Annotated in this window: 25 protein-coding genes; 18 read left to right on the top strand and 7 right to left on the bottom strand. The window is 48.8% G+C overall.

All coding sequences use genetic code 11. The features are described from left to right. Positions 1 to 104: 104 nt before the first annotated feature. The 12 genes from nifE to EXY25_RS03360 all read left to right on the top strand — a co-directional run bounded on the left by nifE (position 105) and on the right by EXY25_RS03360 (position 11,479). Entirely contained in the window at positions 105 to 1,559 is a 1,455-nt protein-coding gene (nifE, locus tag EXY25_RS03415) for a nitrogenase iron-molybdenum cofactor biosynthesis protein NifE (RefSeq protein ID WP_114336421.1), read from the top strand. After that, positions 1,546 to 2,970: a nitrogenase iron-molybdenum cofactor biosynthesis protein NifN gene (gene nifN, locus EXY25_RS03410; protein ID WP_130565713.1), complete on the top strand. Its 1,425-nt coding sequence runs from the start codon at positions 1,546 to 1,548 to the stop codon at positions 2,968 to 2,970. Before nifE ends, nifN begins: the two co-directional genes overlap by 14 nt. Before the next feature lie 17 nt (positions 2,971 to 2,987). Next, positions 2,988 to 3,470: a NifB/NifX family molybdenum-iron cluster-binding protein gene (locus tag EXY25_RS03405; RefSeq protein WP_130565712.1), complete on the top strand. Its 483-nt coding sequence runs from the start codon at positions 2,988 to 2,990 to the stop codon at positions 3,468 to 3,470. 444 nt (positions 3,471 to 3,914) lie between these two features. Further along, entirely contained in the window at positions 3,915 to 4,217 is a 303-nt protein-coding gene (fdxB, locus tag EXY25_RS03400; protein WP_114336424.1) for a ferredoxin III, nif-specific, read from the top strand. Positions 4,218 to 4,229: 12 nt separating this feature from the next. After that, on the top strand, positions 4,230 to 4,772 hold the full coding sequence (locus tag EXY25_RS03395) for a SoxR reducing system RseC family protein (protein WP_130565711.1): 543 nt from the start codon (positions 4,230 to 4,232) through the stop codon (positions 4,770 to 4,772). Positions 4,773 to 5,280: 508 nt separating this feature from the next. Next, positions 5,281 to 6,153, top strand: coding sequence for a Fe-S cluster assembly protein NifU (nifU, locus tag EXY25_RS03390; RefSeq protein WP_130565710.1), 873 nt, complete (start codon positions 5,281 to 5,283; stop codon positions 6,151 to 6,153). After that, on the top strand, positions 6,150 to 7,403 hold the full coding sequence (gene nifS / locus EXY25_RS03385) for a cysteine desulfurase NifS (RefSeq protein WP_130565709.1): 1,254 nt from the start codon (positions 6,150 to 6,152) through the stop codon (positions 7,401 to 7,403). Before nifU ends, nifS begins: the two co-directional genes overlap by 4 nt. A 69-nt stretch (positions 7,404 to 7,472) precedes the next feature. Beyond that, a complete protein-coding gene (nifV, locus tag EXY25_RS03380; protein ID WP_130565708.1) occupies positions 7,473 to 8,645 on the top strand; it encodes a homocitrate synthase in 1,173 nt (390 codons plus the stop codon). Between the two features lie 10 nt (positions 8,646 to 8,655). Further along, positions 8,656 to 8,979 carry a nitrogenase-stabilizing/protective protein NifW gene (locus EXY25_RS03375; protein WP_114336429.1) on the top strand — a complete coding sequence of 108 codons (324 nt, stop codon included), beginning with the start codon at positions 8,656 to 8,658 and terminating at the stop codon, positions 8,977 to 8,979. Positions 8,980 to 9,009: 30 nt separating this feature from the next. Beyond that, a complete protein-coding gene (locus tag EXY25_RS03370; RefSeq protein WP_130565707.1) occupies positions 9,010 to 9,480 on the top strand; it encodes a nitrogen fixation protein NifZ in 471 nt (156 codons plus the stop codon). Between the two features lie 526 nt (positions 9,481 to 10,006). Further along, positions 10,007 to 10,873 (top strand): nitrogen fixation protein NifM, encoded by an 867-nt coding sequence (gene nifM / locus EXY25_RS03365; protein ID WP_130565706.1) that lies wholly within the window; start codon positions 10,007 to 10,009, stop codon positions 10,871 to 10,873. A gap of 195 nt (positions 10,874 to 11,068) precedes the next feature. Further along, the gene (locus EXY25_RS03360; RefSeq protein ID WP_130565705.1) at positions 11,069 to 11,479 is read left to right on the top strand and encodes a hypothetical protein; all 411 of its coding nucleotides are present in this window, start codon (positions 11,069 to 11,071) and stop codon (positions 11,477 to 11,479) included. Positions 11,480 to 11,506: 27 nt separating this feature from the next. Here EXY25_RS03360 and EXY25_RS03355 read toward each other — a convergent pair whose 3' ends face one another. Continuing rightward, positions 11,507 to 12,250: a tRNA (adenine(22)-N(1))-methyltransferase gene (locus EXY25_RS03355; protein WP_130565704.1), complete on the bottom strand. Its 744-nt coding sequence runs from the start codon at positions 12,248 to 12,250 to the stop codon at positions 11,507 to 11,509. A 283-nt stretch (positions 12,251 to 12,533) separates the two neighbouring features. Here EXY25_RS03355 and EXY25_RS03350 point away from each other — a divergent pair, with 283 nt between their 5' ends. Both EXY25_RS03350 and EXY25_RS03345 read left to right on the top strand, forming a co-directional pair. Continuing rightward, the gene (locus EXY25_RS03350; RefSeq protein WP_130565703.1) at positions 12,534 to 13,898 is read left to right on the top strand and encodes a hypothetical protein; all 1,365 of its coding nucleotides are present in this window, start codon (positions 12,534 to 12,536) and stop codon (positions 13,896 to 13,898) included. Between the two features lie 163 nt (positions 13,899 to 14,061). Beyond that, entirely contained in the window at positions 14,062 to 14,403 is a 342-nt protein-coding gene (locus tag EXY25_RS03345; protein WP_246019486.1) for a hypothetical protein, read from the top strand. Here the strand turns inward: EXY25_RS03345 and EXY25_RS18950 are convergent. The 4 genes from EXY25_RS18950 to EXY25_RS03325 form a co-directional block, all read right to left on the bottom strand. Continuing rightward, complete coding sequence (locus EXY25_RS18950) at positions 14,400 to 14,717, bottom strand: alpha/beta fold hydrolase (RefSeq protein WP_207232095.1); 318 nt, start codon at positions 14,715 to 14,717, stop codon at positions 14,400 to 14,402. The two genes, EXY25_RS03345 and EXY25_RS18950, sit on opposite strands and share 4 nt — an antisense overlap. A 65-nt stretch (positions 14,718 to 14,782) precedes the next feature. Then, a complete protein-coding gene (locus EXY25_RS03335) occupies positions 14,783 to 17,569 on the bottom strand; it encodes a choice-of-anchor Q domain-containing protein (protein WP_130565701.1) in 2,787 nt (928 codons plus the stop codon). Positions 17,570 to 17,966: 397 nt separating this feature from the next. Further along, entirely contained in the window at positions 17,967 to 18,725 is a 759-nt protein-coding gene (locus EXY25_RS03330; RefSeq protein ID WP_130565700.1) for an alpha/beta fold hydrolase, read from the bottom strand. Next, the gene (locus EXY25_RS03325; protein WP_130565699.1) at positions 18,722 to 19,786 is read right to left on the bottom strand and encodes a DUF2817 domain-containing protein; all 1,065 of its coding nucleotides are present in this window, start codon (positions 19,784 to 19,786) and stop codon (positions 18,722 to 18,724) included. Before EXY25_RS03325 ends, EXY25_RS03330 begins: the two co-directional genes overlap by 4 nt. Before the next feature lie 226 nt (positions 19,787 to 20,012). On the opposite strand from EXY25_RS03325, the gene EXY25_RS03320 reads away from it, so the two are divergent. The 4 genes from EXY25_RS03320 to EXY25_RS03300 all read left to right on the top strand — a co-directional run bounded on the left by EXY25_RS03320 (position 20,013) and on the right by EXY25_RS03300 (position 24,059). Beyond that, positions 20,013 to 20,498: a YcxB family protein gene (locus EXY25_RS03320; RefSeq protein ID WP_130565698.1), complete on the top strand. Its 486-nt coding sequence runs from the start codon at positions 20,013 to 20,015 to the stop codon at positions 20,496 to 20,498. Positions 20,499 to 20,687: 189 nt separating this feature from the next. Beyond that, the gene (locus EXY25_RS18710) at positions 20,688 to 23,117 is read left to right on the top strand and encodes a hypothetical protein (RefSeq protein ID WP_246019483.1); all 2,430 of its coding nucleotides are present in this window, start codon (positions 20,688 to 20,690) and stop codon (positions 23,115 to 23,117) included. Between the two features lie 76 nt (positions 23,118 to 23,193). Next, complete coding sequence (locus tag EXY25_RS03305) at positions 23,194 to 23,562, top strand: hypothetical protein (protein WP_130565696.1); 369 nt, start codon at positions 23,194 to 23,196, stop codon at positions 23,560 to 23,562. A 110-nt stretch (positions 23,563 to 23,672) separates the two neighbouring features. Next, the gene (locus EXY25_RS03300; RefSeq protein ID WP_114336440.1) at positions 23,673 to 24,059 is read left to right on the top strand and encodes a VOC family protein; all 387 of its coding nucleotides are present in this window, start codon (positions 23,673 to 23,675) and stop codon (positions 24,057 to 24,059) included. A 75-nt stretch (positions 24,060 to 24,134) separates the two neighbouring features. Here EXY25_RS03300 and EXY25_RS03295 read toward each other — a convergent pair whose 3' ends face one another. Together EXY25_RS03295 and EXY25_RS03290 are read right to left on the bottom strand one after the other, a co-directional pair. Further along, positions 24,135 to 24,686, bottom strand: a complete 552-nt coding sequence (locus EXY25_RS03295) for a GNAT family N-acetyltransferase (protein WP_114336441.1) — start codon at positions 24,684 to 24,686, stop codon at positions 24,135 to 24,137. 162 nt (positions 24,687 to 24,848) lie between these two features. Beyond that, positions 24,849 to 25,937 carry a lipase family protein gene (locus tag EXY25_RS03290; protein ID WP_130565695.1) on the bottom strand — a complete coding sequence of 363 codons (1,089 nt, stop codon included), beginning with the start codon at positions 25,935 to 25,937 and terminating at the stop codon, positions 24,849 to 24,851. Positions 25,938 to 26,079 lie beyond the last annotated feature (142 nt).

Genomic DNA, 26,079 nt, shown 5'->3' with positions numbered 1-26,079 from the left:
GTGGCCTTGCTTTTGCAACTGTCATTGTGACGACAATTTTCCTTAGCCGGATGGCAAACGCGGGGCGGTTGAGTCTCTGTGTTGATAGCCATGCTGGAGGTGCCATGAAACGAAGTGAGATAGCGGCGTTACAGGATGAACCGGCTTGCAGTCATAACAAAACTGAAGGCAAGAGTGGTTGCAGTCGCCCTGTGCCTGGAGCGACGGCGGGGGGCTGCAGTTTTGATGGTGCGCAGATCAGTTTGTTGCCGATCGCGGATGTGGCTCATATCGTCCACGGCCCCATTGCTTGTGCGGGTAATAGCTGGAACAACCGCGGCACCCGTGCCAGTGGGCGAAACCTGTTTCGGTTGGGGTTTACTACTGACCTAAATGAACAGGATGTGATCATGGGGCGGGCGGAAAAACGTCTGTTGCATGCCATTCGTGAAGTGATTGAGAAGCACGATCCACCCGCGGTATTTGTTTATGTCACTTGCGTACCTGCGTTAGAGGGTAACGACGTTGATGCCATTTGTGAATTAGCCCAGTCCCGCTGGGGGCGACCCGTAGTCGCGGTCGATGCTGCCGGCTTTTATGGCAGCAAGAATCTGGGTAACCGTATTGCCGGTGATGTGATGGTGAAGAAGGTGGTGGGTACCGCTGAGCCGCCGCCGAAGCCGATGCAGCACCATCATCCTGAGCGTCCGGTGCACGATATCGTGTTTATCGGCGAGTACAACATTGCCGGTGAGTTTTGGCATGTGTCACCGCTATTTGAACAGCTGGGATATCGCATTCTCTGTTGTATGGCGGGCGACACGCGCTTCCACGAAATTCAGACCATGCACCGCGCTGACGCCGCCATGGTGGTGTGCTCGCGGGCACAGGTGAATGTGGCCAGAATGCTGGAAGAGCGCTGGGATATACCCTGGTTTGAAGGCAGCTTTTATGGCATCGAAGATACGTCCAATGCATTAAAGCAGTTTGCGCAATTAATTGGCGATGCCGATCTGATTGCCAATACCGATGAATTTACGGGCAGGAATGAATGCCGCATTCGATCGTTATTAGCCCCATATCGTGAACAGTTAAAAGGTAAAAAGGCGCTGCTTTATACGGGTGGGGTGAAGTCCTGGTCCATCGTTTCGGCGTTGCAGGAACTGGGCATTGAAGTGGTTGCGACCGGCACCAAGAAATCCACCGAAGAGGACAAAGCCCGCATTCGCGAGATTATGGGTGAAGACGCGCAGATGCTGGATGAGGGCGGGGCGCGTAACCTGCTGGATGTGGCCGCGCATTATCAAGCCGACTTAATGATTGCGGGTGGCCGCAATATGTACACCGCACTGAAAGCGCGCCTGCCATTCCTCGATATTAACCAAGAGCGTGAACACGCCTATGCAGGTTATGACGGTATGCTGACTTTTGCTAAAGAGCTATGCCGCACTATACAGAGCCCGATTTGGCAACATGTGCGCAGTGATGCCCCTTGGCAAACAGGGAAATTTCATGGTGCCTATGCACCCGCTATTTGCAGTGAACAGCGGCAGGGAGGTTACGATCATGAGTCAGAATAACTCATCATCACCGGCGTCATCTTCAGCAACACAGGGGTCAGTACCGCAGAAAGTGGAGCGTAATCGTCGCGCGTTAACCGAGCGCCCGTTAAAAACCAGCCAACCCACCGGGGCAACGCTGGCGACGCTGGGTATACGCAACAGTATTCCGTTGATGCATGGTTCGCAGGGCTGTTGCGCTTTTGCCAAGGTGTATTTGATCCAACACTTCCGTGAACCTGTGCCGATTCAAAACTCTGCGGTTGATCAGATCGCAGCCGTGATGGGTGCAGACAGTAACCTTATGGAAGCGTTGGTGTTGTTGTGTGAAAAGCATCAACCGGAACTGATTTCAGTGATCACCACCGGCCTGACAGAGATGCAGGGCAGTGATATCGACCGCGTGGTGAAAGAGTTTAAAGTCGCACATCCCCAGTTTAGCCATATCCATGTGGTCACCATGGCAACGCCAGATTTTGTGGGTTCTATGCAGACTGGCTTTGCCAATGGTGTCAGTGCTTTGGTCAAACAGATAGCCCGTGCACCGGTCGTTAAAGCCCGTCGTAAGCGGCAGGTGAACTTGCTTTGCTCGGTGGCGATGACGCCCGCCGATGTTGAGCTATTACATCGTTATTTGGATGCATTTGATCTCAGCACCATCATGTTGCCGGATCTGTCGGTCTCTATGGATGGCCATCTGGCTGATGATGACTTTTCGCCCACCAGTGCTGGCGGCACTTCGGTGCTGGAATTGGAAGAGATGGCGTCCAGTGCTGCGACCTTGGTGTTCGGTGAATCCCTGTTTGGTGTCGGGCAGTGGTTACAACAAAAATTTGCTGTGCCCAGTTTTGAATTCTCCTCATTAATGGGGATGGCGAACACCGACGCACTGGTGATGCGATTAGCTGAACTCAGTAGTAAGCCGGTGCCAGCGTGGTTAACCCGTGCCCGAAAGCGCTTGCAAGACGCGATGCTAGATAGCCATTTTCATCTCAGCACGGCACCCATCGCCATGGCGATGGAGAGTGATATGGCGCTGGGCTATACGGCCCTGCTGACCGAGCAAGGCTGTGAGATCTCGCGCTTAGTGACAGCCACCGACTCGCCGTTGTTAGCGCGCCTACCGATCAAGAAGATCGTGGTCGGTGATCTGTCGGATCTGGAGCCCGCCTTGGACAAAGTGTCGTTGGTGATCGGTAACACTCATACCGCCAATATGTGCGAGCCCAAATTGCCCGTGTTGCGTGCCGGCTACCCCTGCCATGACCGCTACGGTACGGCTGATCTATTGCAGATTGGCTACGAAGGCGCCCGTAGCAGACTGTTTGCCATGGTGAATATATTACTGGCGCAGCATCAGGATGAGGTGCCTGCCCATGTCAGCCGTTATCGTTTCGGGCCAGAAACAGTGAGTCAAAACGTCGCGGTTTAGAGCATAAGGAACTCGATATGAATCAACCGGAGCGGGTGTTGCATGTGGTGGAAGATGCGCATTCACCGATCAGTCAATTGCGCGTGGCGTTTGCCACTGGCGACAAAGAAACGGTCGATCAGCACTTTGGGTCGGCACGCAGCTTCATGATTTATGCCATCAACGAAGATGACTTTCACCTAGTGGAAGCGGTTGAATTTAAGCACGCTGCACAAGGCCATGATGATGGCAAATTACAGCCCAGGATTAATGCATTATCTGGCTGTGCTGCGGTGCACTTTATTGCCTGTGGGCCGCCAGCGATCCGCCAATTGCTGAATCAAGGCGTGCAGCCGCTGAAGCTGGAAGAGGGTAGTTGTATTCGCGGCTTACTGGAAGATATCCAGCAGCAGATGATCGCCGAACCGGAAAGCTGGCCTGCAAAAGCATTGCTAAAAAAGCGCCAGAGTCAGGTGGATGAACTGGAGCGCCTTGTCGGCTTGCTGGATGAAGATTGGTAGTTAATCGCTGACAACAGCAAGGGCAAATACCCCTCATCTCAATCTTCTCCCCAGGGGAGAAGAGGTTGCACATATTTTGCTCCCTCTCCTAGGTGAGAGGCATGTTTTACCAAAAAGAATGGTGAGGGGTCTTTGAGCGGCCGCCATTAGAAATGGATGAGGAAATCGCTGATAACAGCAAGAGCAAATACCCCTCATCTCAATCTTCTCCCCAGGGGAGAAGAGGTAAAAATACAGTGCGAAGAGCAGGCGGAATTTGACTGTTGGTCACTCTTCAAGGACGAGGGCAAACAATATTTTGCTGTTAGCACCTTCTCCAACAGGGGAACTGTTTGGCCTTGCATATTTGCTCCCTCTCCTAGGGGAGAGGGCTGGGGTGAGCGGTCTATATGCTTTTCAGCGGGAAACAGGATTTTTATCAAACTTAAGTATTAGGAGAGAACAATGAGTGCAGAAAAATATAAGGCGATCACCCGAGGCGGAACGCCATGGGAGCCAGAATTCGTTACCGAGGTTGATCAATCCACTTGTATCGGATGTGGCCGCTGTTACAAGGTGTGTCCGCGTGACGTATTTAATCTGGTTGAGCGTGAGATCGACGAAGATGATGATATGTACGACGATTATGAAGACGACGTGATGATGGTGATGGATGTCGAGAATGCCGATGATTGTATCGGTTGTAGCGCGTGTGCCCGTGTCTGTCCGAAGGATTGCCACACCCACGTTGCAGCCAGTGCGCTCTGAGTTTAGACGTCTATGAGTGATATCCCGGTTCGTGTCGTTGCAGTGGATGAAGAGTACCTGACGGTTGAAGGGCGACGGGCGGGTGGCTGTAGCGCCTGCGCCCAACAACAGCAGTGTGCTACCGGGGTGCTGCAACAAGCCGATCCCCGCACGTTTACGATGCGCATACACAAAGATGAAATAGATCGGGATGAGTTTGACCGCCACAGCGCTGTATCAATGGCTGATGGTCAACCGGCGGATCTATTTACGCCGCAGCAAGCGATCGTTATTAAGTGCGACGAAAAACAGATGTTGAGCGTGTTATTGCGTCTGTTCGTGCCGCCTTTATTGATGGTGGTGTCGGTACTCTTGTTATTCACATGGTTGATCACCACCAATTTAATACCGCCGCTTTCAGACCCATGGTTTGTCGGGCTAGCCTGTGCCGGTTTCGCTGGCGGCAGCTGGCTAAGCCATCGGTGGTTGGCTCACTACACCGCAACCCATGCACCACCGCAGGTTAAGCTGGTTGCCACTGAGTCAGAGGTACCGATCTCTGTCACCCATGACTGAATCTCTACCGATTTAGCTATGCTCAGCTATTCGCTGCACTCAAGTCTATTTGCGACGACTCACCAGTAATCTGTTCTCAGTTCAATTTTTCACGGGCAGCCGTTGCGGCCTCTATGCCCATTAGTGGCCAGCAACTCATGCTTCGGCTCACGTAGGGGATGACCACTTAGTTGCGACAGTGCCGATGTCGTTAATCCTACAAAGCTGACAAAAAGCGCTGTTAATGTGAGCCATGTCTCGTTTGTTGTTGCGTAGGTGTTAACAAAAAACCTTATTAAACCATTAGGTTAGGCTGATTAACCGCTCAGGCACCTGAATTGCAATAGTGACTGTGGGTGATAACCAGTGATTGCAACGAAGGTTTTTAGACAAGTGCCGGAGTCCGGACTCGAGCAGTGTTAACGGTTCCCACATCGTTTTAGCTGCACTCCCACTTGTCACTCTCTTTCCCTTCCTTGCAATCCTGGTTGTCTCCCTAACAAATTCATCAGTCAGTGGGGCGTCGGTTATGTGGAACTATTCAGAGAAAGTAAAAGAGCACTTTTTTACACCGCGAAATGCAAAAGTGGTCGAGCAGGCCAATGCGATTGGTGATGTCGGTTCTATCAGTTGTGGCGACGCGCTGCGTTTAACGCTTAAGGTCAATCCAGATACAGAGATTATTGAAGATGCCGGGTTTCAAACCTTTGGTTGCGGCAGTGCCATCGCCTCTTCATCTGCACTGACAGAGATCATTATTGGTAAAACCATCGATGAAGCGAAAAAGGTCAGTAACCAGGAGATCGCGGACTTTTTGGATGGTTTGCCGCCGGAAAAAATGCATTGCTCGGTGATGGGGATGGAAGCCCTGCACGCCGCCATTGCCCAGTATCGTGGCGAAGAGTTTGTTGATGACCATGAAGAGGGGGAATTGATCTGTAAGTGCTTTGCCATTGACGATGTGATGATCCGCCGCGTGGTGGCACAAAACAAACTCAGTACCCTTGAAGAGGTGATCAACTACACCAAAGCCGGCGGTGCTTGTTCTGCTTGTCATGAAAAGATTGAGTGGGTACTCGAGTCGTGCATCGAAGATTACGATGCCGCCAGTACACCAGCCAGCGTCGAACTGACGCCGCCAAAATCTATTGTCGAACGTGTGAAGCGTGTCGAAGCGGTGCTCGATGAACTTCGCCCCATGCTGCAGGCAGATGGTGGTGATGTACAGCTCGCAGATATTGACGATGACATGGTGTTTCTCACCCTCACCGGTGCGTGTTCTGGTTGCGGCCTGTCGGGTGCCACTTTGTCGATGATCGAACAACGCCTGAGCGAAGCTTTGGCGGAGCCCATTACTGTTTATCCGGTGGGCGGCGCTGCTCACGCAGGAGGTGTGTCATGAACTTGAACTACAAATGTTGTACCGGAACACCGGAAAGCGATCCCTTAGGCAGTGCCTATCTGGACAATAATGCGACGACGCAGGTCGATCCGAAAGTGGTTGAAGCGATGTTGCCTTTTTTGACGCAGTTTTATGGCAACCCCTCATCCATTCATAGCTTTGGTCGTCCGGTGGGGCAGGCGATCGAAACTGCGCGGCAGCAAGTTCAGGAATTGATCGGCGCTGAATTCAGCAGCGAAGTGGTGTTTACCTCTTGCGCCACCGAAGCCACGACCACGGCGATTTTATCCGCAGTGGAAGCGTTCCCAGAGCGCAAGGAGATCGTCACTTCGGTGGTTGAGCATCCAGCCACCTTGCAGATGTGTGAGCACCTGCAGCGCAGGGGTTACACCATTCATTGGATCCCGGTCGACAAGAAAGGCCGCATTGATATGGACGCTTATAAAGCCGCCTTGAGTGACCGCGTGGCGCTGGTGACCATGATGTGGGCGAACAACGAAACCGGTACATTGTTTCCGATCCGCGGTATGGCTGAACTGGCGAAAGCCCACGGCATTTTGTTTCACACTGATGCGGTTCAAGTAGCCGGTAAAGTGCCGATCCAGGTGGCCAATAGCGGTATCGATCTGTTGTCATTGTCGGGCCACAAATTTCACGCGCCAAAAGGTATCGGAGCACTCTATCTGCGCCGCGGCACCAAGTTCCGCCCACTGATGCGCGGTGGCCATCAAGAGCGCGGACGTCGAGCTGGTACCGAAAATGTCAGTGGTGTGGTTGCCCTTGGCGCAGCAGCGGCCATAGCCGCCGAGTCCGTCCGTACCGACACCGCTCGTATCAGTATGATGCGTGATCGTTTGGAGCAGGGATTGTTGGCGCGGGTGCCAAACGCCTTTGTTACCGGCGATCCAGGCAATCGCGTGCCTAATACCAGCAATGTGGCGTTTGAATATGTAGAAGGTGAATCGATCCTGTTGATGCTGAACCAGTTTGGTATTGCCGCGTCGTCAGGCTCCGCTTGCACCTCTGGCTCATTAGAGCCCAGTCACGTGATGCGCGCGATGGAGATCCCTTATACCGCAGCCCACGGCGCGATACGTTTTTCCCTCTCCCGTTTTACCACCGATGAGATGATCGATTCTGTGCTACAGGAGCTGCCGCCCATAGTTGCCAAACTACGCACCTTATCGCCGTACTGGAATGAAGCGGAAGGGGTGCCTCATACCGAAGAGTTTGCACCAGTATTTGGCTAACCGACTTGCCCCGTCTAACGGGGCAGAGGTAGGGCTAATAGGCATAGGGCGAAAAGTGGAGGTTAAGTTATGGCTGTGATCATTAATGACACCACGCTGCGGGATGGCGAACAGACCGCTGGGGTCGCTTTTTCACTGGCTGAGAAACTACAGATCGCTGAAGCGCTGCAGGCAGCCGGAGTTCCTGAACTGGAAATTGGTGTGCCGGCCATGGGCGAGATGGAGCGGGACGCTATTAGAGAGCTAGCTGCTGTCCTTACTCAGTCCCGGTCGATGGCTTGGTGCCGGATGACAACGTCAGACATTGATGCTTGTAGGGGCTTAGGGTTGGATTGGGTCGACTTGTCGATCCCTGTGTCTGAACAGCATCTGAAGCATAAACTTAATATCAGCAAAGCCACTATGCTCGGGCGTATAGAGCCTCATGTGAAGCAGGCCTTAGATATGGGGTTACAGGTGTGCATCGGCATGGAAGATGCGTCCCGCGCTGATCCCGCTTTGTTGTTACAAGTCGCCGAGCAGGCTGAGCTGGCGGGCGCTCAGCGACTGCGCTTTGCCGATACCCTAGGTATTCTTGACCCTTTTACCACCCATGAACTGATCTCTGCTTTGGTGGATTACACCTCACTACAGATTGAAATTCATGCGCACAATGATCTCGGCCTGGCGACAGCCAACACGCTTGCTGCGATCGCTGCTGGGGCCCATAGCGCCAACACCACGGTCACCGGCCTGGGCGAGCGCGCGGGCAATGCCCCGTTGGAAGAGGTGGCGATGGCGTTGGAGGTGATCCGTGGTGGCCGATATCGTGGCCAGAGCGGCATTCAAATAGCCAAATTACCGGAGATCTGCCAGCAGGTAGCGACCGCGTCGGGTCGTCGGATCTGCCAGCAAAAATGCATCGTCGGTAAAGGCGTGTTTACCCATGAGTCTGGTATTCATGTCGATGGTTTACTCAAAGATCCCAATAACTATCAGGGTTTCGATCCACAACTGTTGGGGCGACAGCATTCACTGGTGTTGGGTAAGCATTCCGGCTCGCGGGCGATCCAGAGCATTTGTCATTCGTTAGGCGTCTCTCTCAGCGACAGTGAATGTGAAAGCTTTAAGCTGCTGCTAACGCAATGGGTTGAGCAGTACAAACGTAGCCCGAAATCCGACGAATTGTTGCAACTGCTACAGCAGCAGTTGGCTGAGCCGCGCTTTGAAGCGCAGCGCTTGTATCCGCTATTACAGGCTTAAGGAGTACCTTATGACGAGTACAGCTGCAGCATCTAGTTCACCCCAATCAAGATTGCCGGCGACAGATCTCGATCTTGCATTGGCAGAGTTGGATTCTGCCGAAGATTTTCTGACGTTTTTTCAGGTCAGTTATCAACCGGAAGTGATCCAGCATCGCCGTATAGAGCTGTTACGCCAGTTCTATCAGCAACTGGCGAACACCCAAAAGCAAACCCCGATGCTGGGGTGGCAACACTATAAAAGTGCATTGAATAGAGCCTATTGCCTGATCCAGAAAGGTGAGCAGGTGGGGTTCGCTGCCAGTAAATGTGGCGACTGCCAAAAGTGCGATTAACAACCCGCTAAACGTAAACGGGGAGACGACATGCTAAATAGTAAGTTCGAGGTCGGCGGTAAGGTAAGGCTGATCCGTAATGTACGTGACGACGGTTCCTATATCGGCAAGCCGACCATTATTGACGGCGAAGAGATGCGCCGCGGTAAGCTACTGGTGCGTCGCGGAGAAGTTGGCTACGTCCGTCATGTCGGTATGTTCCTGCAAGATCAGGTGATCTATCAGGTGCACTTTCTCGATATCGACAAAACTGTTGGTTGCCGTGAAAACGAGCTAATAGATGGTGATGCCCTCTGGCAAGACAATCTGTTTGAGTACGGTGACAACGTGCAATTGGGGTTGTCGTTGTCACGGGATGGCGAGGTGTTTGCTAACAAAGGTGATCCGGTAAGTGTGCTGGGTGTGTATCGGCAACACAATGAACCAACCGAATACCGCGTGCAATGGCAAGACCAAGAACTGCTATTACCAGAAAAAGCGCTGATTGCAGTGAGTTGTTAGCCTTGTGGATCTCTCTAAGGGTTGAGGAGTTTTTCACCAAAAAGAACGGTGAAGGGCTTTGCAGTGGGCGTGGTTATTAGCTTTTTTTCCCTCTCCTAGGGGAGAGGCATTTCTCATCAAAAAGAATGGTGAGGGGTCTTAAGATTCAGAAGCCTTGGACGAAGCCTGATGAAGGGAAAGTACATAACAGAAAAGGCAAACACCCCTCATCTCAATCTTCTCCCCAAGGGAGAAGAGGTAAACAGAAAAAGCGCAGAGCTGAGAGGCTATGGCTGTTGATTACCTCTATTAGGAGCGAGGCACTTTGCAATGGGCTTGGTTATTAGCTTTTACTCCTTCTCCTAGGGGAGTTGTAATGTGCAGCGGCCTTGGTTATGGCTTTTACTCCCTCTCCTTGGGGAGAGGCATTTCTCATCAAAAAGATTGGTGAGGGGTCTTTAGAGCAAATAGTAACGGGACTTTTAGTTCAAATCGGTGAGAGTTTTTAGCCACCGCTTAGTTAAAGAAAACAGGCCAGGAGTACTTTATGAGCAACGTTCCACATGCATATCTATTGATGAAAGCCAGTCTTGCTCAGTTTGGCCTGAACCTCCAGCAGCTTAAGCCGGAGCAGCTTGCGCAAGCCGAGCGTGCAGCGGTTAATGCTCAGCAATTACAGCAGCGCGTGCTAAATAGTGCAGAGGCATCGAAAGTGGTGATTGGTGCATCGCAGGTGGAGCAGGCTATCAGTGAACTTCAATCGCGCTATCCACAGGTTGAGGAGTTTTACGACTCGTTGACCGTTAATGGATTAGATCTGCCTCAACTGCGCCAAGCGCTTAGAGACGAGATCCATAGCGAAACTGTGCTCGATTATATCTGTAAAGATCTGCCGGATCTGAGTCAGGAGCAGGCACTGGCTTACTATGACAAACAGCCGGAGAAGTTCTCCCAGCCAGAGCGGCGCCGGGTTAGTCATATTTTGCTGACTATCAATGACGAATTTCCAGAAAATACCGCCGAGCAAGCGTTAGCGAGGATCACTGAGTTGGCACAAAAGATAACCACTGACAACTTTGTTCATCTCGCCAAACGTTATTCTGAATGTCCCAGCGCCATGCGCGGTGGTGAACTGGGATTTAGCCACCAGGGACAACTCTATCCAGAGTTGGATCAGGTGCTATTTGGAATGTCGGCGAACGATATCTCCGCGCCGATCCAAAGTGAAATCGGTTATCACCTTATCTGGTGCCACGAGATCATGCCTGCCCATACCGTGAGTTTTGCTCAAGCTTACCCACAAATTAACCAAGCCCATATGAAGCGCGCCCGCGTTGCCAAGCAAAAACAGTGGCTGGCGGAGCTTGTTGTAGCAAATAGAGAGCAAACACAGCGCGATAAAGTCCTTAGTTAGTGGTTCTGCTAATTCGCGTGATCGCCGCAGCCTGCACGCCGGCTAAAGCGCCAATTGAAAACGAAATGGCGGATGGTATGCTTGATTCTTTTGACGCTGGACGCCAACTGCTCGAAAATAGTTTGTCACTAACTCAAGGAAGGTTGCCTCGACAAGTATCGGCGGTGCCTACATAACTCACCACTAGGCTGACAAATGATTAGTGTCTTTAGATGGATCTTAGTGATCCCTGCGGCTGTACTGGGATACTTGGCAAGCATGTTTATCGGCATGTCGACGCTTTTCGCATTTGAGAAATTTTGCCCTCCAGATCTGGTGATCTCAGAGATGTGTACGGCGGGTTATATGCACTATGTAGAAGCTATCTGTTTGCTGCTGTTCTCATCGTTGGCCGCTGTATTGGTTGTGTTGCTGCCTTCCCTTGTTGCGCCATCCAATAAACAGATGGTTGCCGGTGCGGCCTACATTGTTGGTGCTGTTACAGCGCTTTATATTGGGCTGGAGCTAAGCGCATACCTGGTTTTGTTGTCTGTATTGGCAAGTGGTGCGTTGACGTTATATTTGGTTCATCGTACGTCAACCAAGCATGCTTTGACCTGCGACTGAATGTGGTTCTAGTAACCCTTTACTATCTTACCGGCGCGCAGCAGGGTCGTTTCCGGAGTATCCGTGACTGCACAGTAGTGATTCCACGTGGCTATATGCTTTGAGAATATGCTCAACACTATCGTCGCGCCCTAGTTGAATGCGGCGGTAATGCGCGAGCGTTTTCTTTAGGTAGCTCTTTGCTAATTCGGCTTCTTCTGTTGAGGTTGAGCGCCAGATTTTGTCACCCACAGGGCTTATTGGGGCGCTACTATCTGTATTTGAAGAGACCTGTAGCACTTCGTAAAAGCGCCGGTTTTCAGTTACCAATACCTCATCAATTAAACTGAAATTTTGTGCGATCAGTGCTTGTCGTAAAGCGAACTGGTGGTGCACCGGGCACAGTAAAAAATCGATCGCTAAGTCTGGGTGCGCTCGGTGGATTTCTTGTATGAAACGGAGCATCAGATCGCCACCCACTCCAGCGATGATCACCAGATGTTTGCCTTGATATTGGCTCAGTGGCAGGGCTGCCACGTCCAAGCAGTGGGTTTGCCAAGTATGGGGTTGTCTGTCGGCATAAAAACGCGCGAGTTTCTCGTCTATCTGTGCCATTAACTCAGGCACGATATCGACAAAATGTACGGTATCTGCCGCCTTGTGTGTCAGCAGTGCAGCGCCAAGTAAGCCATGATCACAGCAGCAGTCCCAGACATGGCTATAACCTGCGTTCGCTTGCCGCGCGGTTAATACCATCTGTTCAATTTTCTGTAATCGTTTACCTAACTTCATCAGCGTCGTTTCACTAATTTTTTCAATGTAAGTTTCATTGCTACTTGGTTGGCCGCGTTATATCGCGACTCAATGAAGTTTAAAACTAAAATTGATGCCGCTTGCCGAGTGTTTGTTGTCGGTTCTTGGTGGCTTGTTTCAAGTGTGTACATTAATTGGTCTATTTTTAACCGGTAATCTTATACTGATTAAAGCGGGTTGCCCCTCACGGGGCATTCGCGTGGGCTCAGAGCGGTGTCCGTGAGTACTCTGATTATAATAATTATTAACGGATAACTAGCCGATGAATAGATCTCACACACCGATAGTGCCTCAGGAATCAAAGTGGGCAGTGCTTGCTGGCGTCGCTTTAATTTCGATGACTTTTTCTAGTTTTGCCCACCTTCCATCCTATGAAGGAGAACGAGTTAGAAACAGTGGGCACTTTGAAACCAGTGGCTTTTCTCAACCCGTTAGGGGGGAGTGTGATGTTAATGCGGTTGGGCCAACCGATCCCAACGCGGGTTCAGCCAATATCTACCTAGGTGCTGGCAACACGCCGCCGAATTTCTTCTGTCTATATGCCACACAGGATGATTGGAGTTTTAAATATCCGGTAGAGATAATTGAAAAATCACGTACCCCCGCGCCAGATTACGTACAAACGCTGGATCCATCATCAGATCCGTATGATACCTCTTACTTAGAAGAGGGATATATTCCCTGTGATCAATTTAATCCTGATCCATTCCAGTGCCCCCGTGAGATCCGTAATCCGGTGACCGGCCAAGTGACTGCGCTACCCGGTAACTGTATCGATACCGCCAAACCGGATGATCCCGCATTATGGAGAGAGCGAGAGGAGGCAGAGGCCAACGGTGAAGAGTTTCTTGGTGCACCAGATGGGATCTATCATTGTGCGATCCAATCAGGCTCACCTCGTCCGCGTACCAGCTCGGTACTGATGTCCACTCTCACGGGTGTAAATGATGTTGATTGGGGGCTCTATCGCTACAAACCTGCTTACAGGGAGCAGCCCATTGTTGCTGCACCGCAAGTGCCTGCATGTGAACAAAATCTTAAACAGTTTGTTAGTTTTGCCTACATGGGGCCGTTAGGCCTTCGGGATGCGCGGACGGGCGAAGAGTTATTTACGCCAGTAGGTGAGGTAGGTGACTTACCTGATGACGTAATTGACAATATCCCCAATGGCTACGGTATTCGGGTCAATTATCCGGATAAGTTTAATCCGCGCCGAAACAATCCAAGAATTGGCTATGCATCAGGTTTTGCCCAAAACGCTTGGTTACTGGCGCCGCATTCGATTAAAGAATGTATCGATAGCTTTGAAAAGTGCTTGGCAGAAGATGAGCTGCGTAGCCACTATGATGGCAACGACATCTTCTTTATTGATGAGCAAGAGTCAGTCGACCTTTATTTGGCGTGGTGGGTTAATGATCCGAGCAAGTATCGCTGGCAGGACTATTTAAAGCGCTACAAACTTTATGACGTCTCAATTACGACCGGTGTTATTGATCAATTCCTGTTAGGCGACTTTATCAGTATCGGTACTACTGGGCCATTTACCGCCAACGGGCGTTATGTGCATGGGCGTTGTTCTGATCCACGGCCAGGGGGCAGGGTGGATATGACCATAGAAACTAACTAACTTAATTGTCTGTCATGTGGAAAAGAGCGCTAAGGTTAGCGCTCTTTTTTTATGTTTGTTGCATGTTTGATCAGAGGGGCTAGACGTGGTTTCAGATCCCAGCAATATTAGTGTCGGCAGTCAGCCAAGTAATATTGTGTTGTTTATACCCAAGGAGCGTCAGGTGAAAACAAAATGGAGTTCGATGGCCGCAGTGGTGATGGCAATGCTACTGTCAGCATGCAGCGAACCGTTGCCTGTAGATAAGTTGAACTACGCCGGAGATTGGCAGAGTAGGGAGATGGAACTGCTAATTCTGACCGATGGCACGGTGGCCTATAAGCGATTACAAAAAGGCGGTACCACGTCTATCAATGCGCCTCTAAAAGAGTTTCAGGGTAACAACTTTATCGTCGGTGTTGGCCCTGTAACCACGACGTTTATTGTCGCTGAGCCCCCAACAGAGGTTGATGGCCAATGGCAGATGGTGGTTGATGGCGTGCGACTAACCAAAGCGCAGAATTAGCGTCTGATTATCATGTGTTCCATTATCACTTCCGCCAGCCAGTGCGGATCATCCAGTGGCAAGTCATGGCCTGAGTAGGGGTGAAGAGAAAGTGGACACTGCCATTGGCTGGCTATCTGTTTTGAACAAGTGGTATTGACCAATTGGTCGTGACTGGATGCGATTAATATCACTGGCACGTCGGGTTTTTGCCTGGGGGCACGATAACGCGCCGCGGCTAACCGGTTAGGCTCAGCCTTTGTCGCTCGTACACATTTTAAAGTGTTAGTTTGAAAAGATAGGAGGTTACTCTTAATAGAGGCCAAGCTGGTCATAATAGTCATAACGAAAGGAATAAGCGGATAGATAGTTATCTACCCGCCTTTTTAATTATTCAGGGCTATTGAGTATATTCGTAAGCACCAATATCAATTGCCATTCCGCTTGGTCTAATGTCTCCATCGATATCAACTAAAGGGATTCCGTTTTCTTCTATGCCGCTATCTATAGCGATACTATCAAAGAGTAAACTGAAATCATCATCTACATCGAACCCTGGAACATCGCTCACAGTGTTAAACTCATCCAGCTCGCTATTCTCAAAGCGTGCGGGAAGAATGTTATTTCTCACATCTGAGACTATGTTGTAGTAAGGGTTATTTCTAGCAATAGATAATGATATAGGGTTGTAAAAGATATTGTTTATAATTGATGAGTCTGTGTTTTTGTAAAAAGATAAAAACTCTTTTACGTTTATGAATGTATTATTGTAAATTTCAAACTTTTTACCATTATTGGCTTCATCTGCAGGGCGAATAACTTCAAATGCATCTTCATGTATGGCGGAAAAAATGTTGTTTATAATTTTTGAACCATGCGGGACTTTAAGAATGGTGCTAGCAAGGTAATAATCTGTTTTATTCTGGTAGATTCTATTGCCTATGAAGTCAACTTCTTTGTCGCTGTTAACTTGAATTCTTGTAGGTCGAACAATATGGAATGTGTTATTTGATATTTCTCCGCCAGAGATATCTAAGCCATATTCTCCAGTATAAATATCAAAACCTGAGATGTTAAATTTGTGTTCAGACTGAATGCCGTAGTCTTCATAATCTGGGCTAAGCCATAGTTCTGCACCTTCTGCTGCTTTAAGGTCAACAAATCTATCAAATTCTAACTGGCCGACATAGATTCCTGACTCTATTGAAAGGCTTCCTCCTTCAAGTGGGAGTTGCGAAGCAGCCTGAGAAATTGTATCTGTGGATTGCCCTATCGCAATAATTCTATCTTCAGAATTAGAAATAGACGTCTGTTCACTGTAAATATCAGTTAGTTCATAATTAATATTAATGTGACCTGTATTTATAGGGCTTGAAAACCTCAGGGTGATAGGTTGATAATAGTCAGATATGCACTCAAATCCATGAGCGTCAAAGTTACAGTTCATTATATCTATGGACGTGGGATCTATATCTAAACCAATTATCTCACTACCTGTATCGTTTGAGCTTAAATTACCTCTCACAATTATTTTATGACCTGGAATATATGGGCCATTACCAGAGTTCAAAATTAGGTCGTAGCTAAATCCATCAGATACACTGTTAATAGAGTATCCAATACTGTGAGAGTTCACGCTTGATGGCTCTATAGATGATGTCACATAGGTGTCTATTTTTTCACCAAAGGAAAAAACATATTCCAGTGATGGGGAAGCTATTTTTGCATAGAGAGTGAACCCCCCCCAGAATTCTGATGAAATAGAAGAGCTGAAAACATTGAGTTCACCTCTTGAGTTTAATCCTTGAAGATTACCAAGTTGGCACAAAACTTTGTTTTCTTGGTCGTCGGGAATCGATGTGCAATTATCACCGAAGTTTTCCAATTTAATATATGACGGAGTTTTTACTTCAACACTCCAATCATCAACGGAAGATAAAATTGCTGGCTCTATTTTTCCGAGTATTTTGAGATTTAATTCGTTTGACTCTTCTGAAAACAAATAAATAGAGTAATACTCTTGGTCATTCTCGTTGAGATACCAATCAAAATTGATTTCCATATTTGGACTATCCGCCATGGAACTAGGGGAGGTACCACTATAGAATTCGATTAAATTGCTCCAACCATCATAGTCTATATCCGCTTCAGAATCATCAAAGTTTGCATTTAGTCCGTAGTAAGTTTCCCAACCATTCCACATTCCATCGTTGTCATCGTCATTAAAATCACTGAGAACAGAATCTGTGACATACCACGATGGGTAACGAATTGGATCTTCAAATGTACCATCACCATCGTTATCAATCAGAAGTTCAGTTTTGGCAGAAAGATCAGTATCAGATTGCTCACCTCTGATCTGAGCAACGCCCAACGGGGTCGATAGCTCCATCAATCCACTCATTATGTGAAAATCTAAACTTCCCCAATCAACTAACATTGGTGTTAACGTTTCGACATTCACGTATCCATGCTTTCCAATATAGATTTCGCCGCCAATTTCTACTTCAAACCTATCTTGATCACTACATCGTTTTTGGGTTTGCAGATCCTTTAAATAGAAGTGTTCATTAATATTGTTTGTCGAGATCGCCATTGTGGTTTTTGTTACTGCATTACAGCTATTTAGTCCACTCTGATCCAAAACTCCATTTCGCTCTACATAGACACCATTTTGCGTTGCAATGCGAAGGTTCTCGTATGTGTATGTAAAATCAGTAAAGGTTAGATCGTATGAGTCAGCGATACTAGTAATTTTGGTTGTGAGCTTGCCCGTGATGACGGCGCTACCATAGGTGCAGTTTTGAAACTCAGCCTCAACCACACCAAGACCACTTGAATTTAAATCTTCATAGATCTCTATCCGACCTGAATCGCAATTTTCCGTAAACCGCGATGACTTTGCTTGTCTTCTTGTTGGAGCCAAAGGCTGGATAGCGCTTAAACTATTCGGGGGCGCAATACTTTCGGCAACATCAAGAGGGTTGGAGAATATGATTGACGAGAAGTCGGCGATAGCAGGGAGGGTTAGCTCTGCGGGTTCTTGGCTACCTAAGTAAAACTGAGCGATATTAGATTCTACAGGGGGCTCAACGACAACCTCATTACTTCCCCCTCCTCCACAAGCCGTTAGCAGGGTTGACACTACCAACATTGGAAAAACAACGCGCGGATGATTTTTGACCATGTCCATTTCCTTGGAATTACAACTTTGTAACAATTAGGCTAAAATACATGAAGCTAATAGAGTTTCAAAATCTTAAATTCTTTAATGAACGTTTACTGCGGGTGATCACCTTATTTCGCTGTTAATCGATCGTCAGCTTAATTCAGATTAGGCGTGATGTTAGGTTAGGCAAGAGATGTGGCTTTTGTTGCTGATTGAGCGCTTATCAGGGGTGGCAACGCTGGCGAAAAAGGGGGCGATTTACCTTGTCGGCAATACTTGCACGCGTATTACTGTACATGCACTCCCATAGGCGAGAGGTGCTTTTAGCTGTGTTTTGGTGGCTTTGAGGGGGTACTAATATCTGGACAAGATCTCTAGTGTAATCGTATACCACACTTGTCGTCTTTGCGCCGGTTTACGGTTTCTCCTGCAGTTTCTCTTTTATCACTTCCGCCAGCCAGTGCGGATCATCCAATGGCAAGTCATGGCCTGCGTAGGGGTGAAGATAAAGTGGACACTGCCATTGGCTGGCTATCTGTTTTGAACAAGTGGTATTGACCAATTGGTCGTGACTGGATGCGATTAATATCACTGGCACCTCGGGTTTTTGCCTGGGGGCACGATAACGTGCCGCGGCTAACAGTTGACGCAGGGCATTGGCTAGGCTGACGGGGGCTTCTCTGTGATACGCCACCCAGCGCTGCAGCAGCGGTTGATTGGTGGTGTGTCGATTTGAGGTCATTTGTAATATCAGTGCTTCTTTGGCTTGTAATGAGCGGGACAGCATAAAATGACGGATGATAGGCAGGTACCAGCGGCTAGCGAGGCGCTGAGTGATGTTGCTGAAGTTGGCAAAGCTGGTATTGATCAGAGCGATGCCGGAAAGCTCTTGCGGATATCGCTTTGCCCATTCGGTGGCAATCATTCCGCCCATGGAGATGGCGAGTAGGTAAGTTGCGCCTTGGTCGCGTTGCCGCTTTGTTTGCCGACGAAGATCTTCCACCATAGCGCTGATACTGCAAGCTGATGCTTCACCATGACGGCGACCATTTCCTGCCAGATCCGGTGTGATGATGGCTGTGTGGGGCAGTTTGTTACGCAATATCTCTGGTAGCGTTTCCCAATGGCGCTGTTCTCGCAAAAGCCCGCGAATAAGGATGATCTGGTGCTTCATTTGTTGCCTTTTCTACTATGGCTATACCAGTTTTTTAATCCGGCATTAAAGTCTTTGCGCTGTTGTTTCGCGGTTTGCGGCAACCATTCGGCGTAGCTGCGAGTTGCAGCCATTAAGAAGTCGATCAGTGCGTAATGTCGACGAAGGACGCGATTTTGTCGATGGGGTACGGTGGGGTTAAACAGATCGACAAACCGTAGCAGTTGCCGTGGGTTTTTCTTCACCCAAAGCCAGGAGCCCATCTCTAAGGTTAGGGGTAAAAAAGTGTGCTTGGGGTGCGTTTGCCTGCTTTCGTCGTAAAGTAGATCCCAGACATCGCCGTGGGTCGTGTAGCTGCTGGACTGTGGTTCAAATAGGTAGTTGGTGTTATGGCGATGGGCTTTATTAAACAAGCGGGATAACCGATAAGCGACCGCGAGATCTGCGATCGGTTGACGGGTACGGGCGTAGGGAAACCACACCCGATCGGTTAAGCCAAAGCCAGAATGACAATCGAGGCTGAGGCAGAACGGGCGTTGCAGTAGCTGCGTTTTTACCAACTGATAAACTGCGTTAATCTCCGACTCCATTGGTTGATTGGCTTTGCCTCGATACCAAGGCAGGTGGCGACTGAGTCGATGACCACCAGCGAGAAAAAGTACGCGTTCAGCAGATTCTATTGGTGCGTTGCGCATCAGATCGATGCCGTTGGGATTACACCGACGTCGCATCCACATGCCGCCTGGATTCACCAGAGGTACGAAGATCAAAGTCATCTGCTGCAGTTGCGCGTTTAGTCCCTTATCCCAGCGTAATCTTTCTAACAGGCTGCGCAGGAAGGCTAATAACACTTGGGTTCCAATGCGCTCTACACCATGGACACCACCTAATAAGACGAGGGCGGGGGCGGTGGGATCTTCACTGCCCAGCGTGAGTTGATAGACCGGCAGGGTGTGGGAACCACATTTTACTTGGGTCAGTACTCGCGATTTAATCTGGTTGTCGGCACGGTCAATCAGTTGCTGTAGTTCGAACAGCTCGGGTAAGTGTTTGTTTAACTCGTAGAGAAAGTCTGATCTCATTCATCGCCCTGTCATTGCGTCGTTAACTCCGGCCAATTCAATCTAGCGCGAGAATATGACAGTTTGGATATTTTCGATGATTGTTACAGTGCCGCTAAAGCTATTAATTCTTTGGTGCTGCGATGACGCGTTGTTTGCTGCCTGTGCCGGTCCAGTTTTGTTTTTTCATAACCGCCAATAAGGTATGGTGGGGCAACTAAGTGCCCGCTGAATAAATAGAAGATACATGCAACGTTTTACTACCCAATTTACTCTGTCTAAAAAATATCTGGCGGAATGCTACGATCAGTCTTTGCCCCATGGTAAGAACCCCAAGCCCAACTATATTTTTCCGGCATGTTTGTTTGTTGCTGGCACCGGTCTGCTGCTATTTACTGAACAAGCCAAGTTGGTCGGCATCATGTTGGTTGCGTTGGGTGGGCTGGAGCTTGTTCATATTCGATTTCGCCGCGCTTGGTGGTTAACACGGCAGATGTGGGGGCGCAGCTCGGGTAGTGAGGTGAAGCTAGCTATCGATGAAGATGGCATAAAGACACAAAATCCGTACACCCAAACAGCACTGCTATGGACAGATGTGGAACGCGTCATTGAAACCGAATTAGGGCTTATTCTGGTGGCCAAATCTGGTGCGCAACAGTATCTGTCTAAATCACTGTTCTCTGAGGAAGTGATAGGGGAGCTAGTAGCGTTGAATAGTTTGGGTGGCAGCTAGTTACTTTAGAACGAAAATTTTCAATAATCTGATAAGCATCAATGTAATTAACTTGTTGTTTAGTTAGTTTTTAATCGTTTTTAGAGGCAAGGATGTCGCCTTTAGCATCATTAACAGGGAGCTGGTTTCGTTAACCCTCCATATTCATCCCACTTACTATCAATTTCAAATTAATCAGGAATGCGTAGCGTGACTGTATTTACTCGGCAGATAATTCTCGCGCTTACCGTGCTTCTATTCGTAGGGTGCGGAAGTGAGTCTTCAGACGAAACAGTGGATCCTGTTGACGACACATCAGATCCTGTGGTGCCAGCAGATCCGGTCGTACCGACAGATCCGGTCGTGCCGACAGACCCTGTCACACCGATAGATCCGGCCATTCCGTCAAATCCAGTCACACCGACAGATCCGGTCATTCCGTCAAATCCAGTCATACCGACAGATCCGGTCATTCCGTCAAACCCAGTCATACCGACAGATCCGGTCGTGCCGACAGATCCGGTCATACCGACAGATCCGGTCATTCCGTCAAATCCAGTCATACCGACAGATCCGGTCATTCCGTCAAATCCAGTCATACCGACAGATCCAGTCGTACCGACAGATCCGGTCGTGCCGACAGATCCGGTCGTGCCGACAGATCCGGTCGTGCCGACAGATCCGGTCGTGCCGACAGATCCTGAAGACGATTCCCCGATAGTTCAGTATGTGACTACGACAAGTGCGAATGACTACATCAGCATTCCTGATTGGTCGCCCATCGATCCTGAACAGTTCAGTATTGTCATTTCGGGCTTGATTATCGCTGATGATCAGGAAGGGAATGCTTATGTTTTTGGTGGCAATGATTCAACCAAAAGCACATTGAGATATCGTACAACAAATTCTCAAGTGATGTTGTCTGGTAATTCAAATGCTTATATTTATCAGTCACTTAATTTGGGACAAGCGTATGATTGTACATTAAGTAAAAAAGCGGGGGATATCACGCTCGATTGTAATCAGGGAGCCATCCAACAACGTTTACAAGATCACCCCATGACATTTCGAAGTGTCAACCGCTTGCTGGGACATAGGGATAGCAATGAACTAATGGTTTCGTTAGCGGGTATCGAGTTTAACGATTTATTGGATACGGCCAATAGCCGCCACTATCGTTTTATAAACAAAGATGGCAGCTATAAGGTTGTTGACAGCTTAGGCAGCGACAATGATGGCGAGGTGATCGGTAACGTCGTTTTCACTGAGCTAGGTAAACCCATTGCCAATCTTCCGCCTAAACAGAGTGGTGCAGTCAACCTGCCTGATAGCCTGCAGAATCAACCGATTGATCTTACTGTACCCATGCTCACTTCTGGTATCCAAGATCCTGAAACTGATAATTTGGCCGTAAAATGGGATACGTTACGAGTTGTTTTTCCAGAAGGTACAGGTATTGAATATGATGCCGCTGAGGCTCCATCAATAAATAGTGCGTTGCTGACATTTGCCAACAACTATTACGGTAACTATCGCCTAGCCTACCAAGTTAACGACGGTGAGTATTCAATTGATGTGATTGCCAATGGCACCATTTCTGCGCCAGTTAGCGAAGCGCAGATCCCCGTTATTGATAGTGTGGAAGGCAACACAGGATTATTGTTGCAAGATCAGCAAATCACCTTTAATGGCCTCTTTTCAGCTAATCGTAACGGTCAACTGTTTTATGACAATGGTGAAGGTGTCGTTGGTGAACTTTCGCCTAATTTTAGTCACTATCGTGTCGTGGACACCAATACCTATTCAGGCACGCAAGTGCTAAATATGAAAGGTTTGAATAGTTCAGGTTGGCCGCCAATGCCCCTACCTGAAGCTCCTCTGTATGAAATATTTGTTTCCTATGTGGTTAAATTTGGTGCTGATCTGCCTGCTGAGCCCGTCAAGGACGGCATGATTAAAATGACCCGGGTAATTGGTCCTGGAACTGAGCATGGTGATCATCCCGCCTATGGCGTTACCACTTACGCAGCCTCAGCCGGTAGTACGGGCATTACTATGAATGGCACCAACTATTATCATGATGGTAATCCCATGTCACAATCGATGCGACGGGGTTGGACTAGGGTGATTGACCATGTACGCTTAAGCGATCCTGGTTTGCCAAATGGTGCGCGCATGCATCGACTCATCACCCCTGAAGGTTTACAAGTGTGGAAACACAAAGCATGGGGGGAGTTTGGCAATGTCTATTATAACTCTCCCGATGAACCTAATTATCCCCAAGCTGATATTGGTTGGCAGCTGCGCGAGAACGTCAAAACCAGGCTTGATGATAAGGGCGATGTTGGCTACGAACGGATTTTACCGCCTTTCTACTGGCGCCCAGAGGATTATGCCAACCTTTATTTGGCCGCGTTCTTTATTAACGATAGCGCAGAGCGTGTCGAGTTTTGTGATACCCCAACGTGGACTGAATGCGGAATGCCAGTGATCCAACCTATGGCTTATCGTAGTAGTACTCAAATTAATATTAATGTCGAGTTGGGCGAGTTAAACCCGGCGGAAAAACCAATTTACGCATACATATTTAATGCAGATGGTAGTTACAATGAAGATGGTGTTGAGGTTTCAAGGCCGTAATCTTCTATATAGGGTAGATGGTGCGCCTGACTAGAATCAGCATCTCAAATAATGCTGACATTGATTAAGGATATCTATGCAAGCATTAAGGCTACTTTTTCAATCGTATCACGCTGCATTTGAGCGTTTAGATCCTGCCGCTATCAGTGATTGCTATCTGTTGCCATGTGCCACTTCTGACGGTGATGGCAATGCAGTGTTTGCTGATTTGCAATCACTGCAGAATAAGTTCGCGCTGAACTGCCAGCAGTTACAAGCTGCTGGTTATACAAGTTCTGATTTTGAGATCCTGGAATATCAGCCTTTGGGTGACCGTGCGGCGTCGGTAAAGATAGCGTGGTCAGTCAGCTTTAATGAGCAGCAGCAACATTTTGGTACGCTTTACCTCTGCCATTTAGTCGCGGAAAGGTGGAAGATATTTAGCGCACAGGTTTTTCCGTTCTAACTAGTCAGTGTCGTGATGAAACCTATCACGGTTAAACATTCAATGTGTCGTTGTACTAAGTGCGGTAAGTTGGCTACGGTATATATTCAGTTAACACAAGGAGGCCGTATATGTTCAGTCACGTTTTTTTGGGTGCGAATGATCTTCAGGAATCGAAGCGTTTTTACGATGCTATTTTAGGCGCGATGGGGTATGAGCCAGGCGTGATCGATGAAAAGGGACGTTGCTTCTATTTCACCGATAGTGGTGTGTTTGCCATCACTAAGCCGATTGATGGGGAACCTGCTTGCCATGGCAATGGCACCACCATTGGTTTTGCAGCAAAAAGCCCTGAACAAGCGGATGCCTGGCATGCGGCTGGGATCGCTAATGGCGGTGTCACTTGTGAAGATCCGCCGGGGATACGGGAAGGTTCTATTGGTCAGCTTTATTTGGCTTATCTAAGGGATCCCGCGGGCAACAAGCTGTGTGCCTTGCATCGTTTGCCTAAAGATTGATCGTTCGTCCACCGAACAGAAAAAGGCAGGCCATCATAGGCCTGCCTTTTTGTTATCAGAACGGTTATTCAGTGTTTAGCGCACGGTGGGGCAGGCCAATTCGAAGTACTGATTATTATTGAATTCGAACTCCTGGATCACGTCCAGCTTCGCTTTGCGTACATGGGCGGCATAAGATCTGGGGTTAATCTTATTGATAAAGGTGACCAGTATTGGATAGCGCGTCGACATCTGCTGCAATGCGAACTCGAAAATTTGCTCGAAAACACCTTCGCCACGGACTGATTTATCGACACAGACCGGGCCGTACTGGTACGAGTTATCAACACTGAGCACCTGTTCGTTGTAGGTCAGCGAAGGTAGCCCTTTGATCATGTGCGCAAACATCGGCCATTTAGACCAAAACTGCCAAGAAGCTGCCATGGCATAGGCGACGACTTCACCCTCTTTTTCTGCAATAAACAACCCACGCTCCTGTGTGATTAGTTGGGTCATCTCTTCTTTAGTGAATGGCGTGGTGACAAAACCATCCTTCTTATCCTCTTCGGCGATGGAATCTACCTGATAGCGAAAATGAAGGGACAATACGTTGTCGATATCGGCTAACTCGGCACATCTAAACTGCATCTTGATTGTTCTCGTCAGGGCGTTGGTAAATGAAACGCCAGCGATAATATCACTCCCTTAGCGGCGCGACGATCTGTGCTTTGAGTTTTGCTTAGGATTTAAGCAAAACTCAATAGTAGCTAGAGTAGTGTGCCGACAAGCATCACTACTCTAGCTAAATGACTACACAGAACAGGCCGGACAGATCGGATCGCCGCCTGCTCCGGTCATATAGCCCCCCGCACAGCTGGCGGATTGACAGGCTATACAGTGGGCAGCGCCAATTTTACTGAGATCTAAACCGAGCAGTTGCGCTTCAGCCAGTTCCGGCGTGGCGTCCTCAGATAATGCTGGATCAGCGGCGAGTTCTGCCAGCGTTTGATAGTGATCACCTAGGCCAAACAGGGCTGCCAGTATTTGTACAAAGCGATATTCCGGGATCGCCTGATAGTTATCTATGCCAACCACATCACCACTTGACGTAACAAAATCTAGTTTCCCGAGCGAGCTATAATCCCAGTTTTGGGTGGAGTGCAGGGCTGCGCATATTTTGGGGAAGTAATGACAAAACGCTTTTCCTAGTTTCGTATCGCCAATCCCCTTGAACAGGTCGACAAATTCTTGTGTCGGCGGCAAAAACGGTACTAGGTCTAAGTAGTTTTCAAGCCGAGTGACAGGCAGAGCCATGGGATAGTGGGTAACAAAATTGGTATCTCCGGGATGGGGAGATGCGAAGGTGACGACTTGGGTGGCGATGATATTCTCACCTAACATTAATCGTGCCGCACCTAGTGAAGCTAACGGCCCGCCTTTGCTGTGTCCGGTAACGTAAATGGGTGCTGAAGGGTATTTTTGTTGCAGTAATTCCACTGCGGTAACGACGTCTTCCCATAGGGTATTTAGCGCGGCCCAAAATCCTGAGTGCACTTTACCGGGCAATGGTGGGGCGGAGACTGGGGCAGAATCCACAATGTCTTGCCACCAATCCTCTAGGCTGGCGACTGTCCATGCCGGCGGTAAGGTGCCCCGGAAGGCGATGATAATCCCATCCTGATTAATTCCAACCAAGCAGGCGTTGATCTTTGGCCCGGATCCCCCGCCGGATTTTGTTGCTGAAATTGCGGTGGGTGGTGCGGTCCAATTTACTGCTGGATCGTAAATGGCTGGCGCGATGTAGCTGCCAGTTTTACTACTGATACCGTAAGCACAATTACAGGCGCAAGCGAGTCGAGAGAAAAGCGTTGGGGCAGTGTTAGCCGTAGGTGATGACATCCGTTTGTCCTTATTAATCCTTGTGTGTGAACTATAGGCTTAAGACAAGGTAGGACATTTTACAAATAGCCATTGGCTATAAGCGCCGTGTTTCCTATTAGCTAAGGAAACTAAAACCGACAGCATTGGCTGTCGGTTGGGA

It is taken from the genome of Corallincola spongiicola (assembly GCF_004284785.1).
Taxonomy (GTDB): domain Bacteria; phylum Pseudomonadota; class Gammaproteobacteria; order Enterobacterales; family Neiellaceae; genus Corallincola; species Corallincola holothuriorum.
Note: the sequence above shows the minus strand (reverse complement) of the source record. Positions and strands in the feature narration are given on the sequence as shown.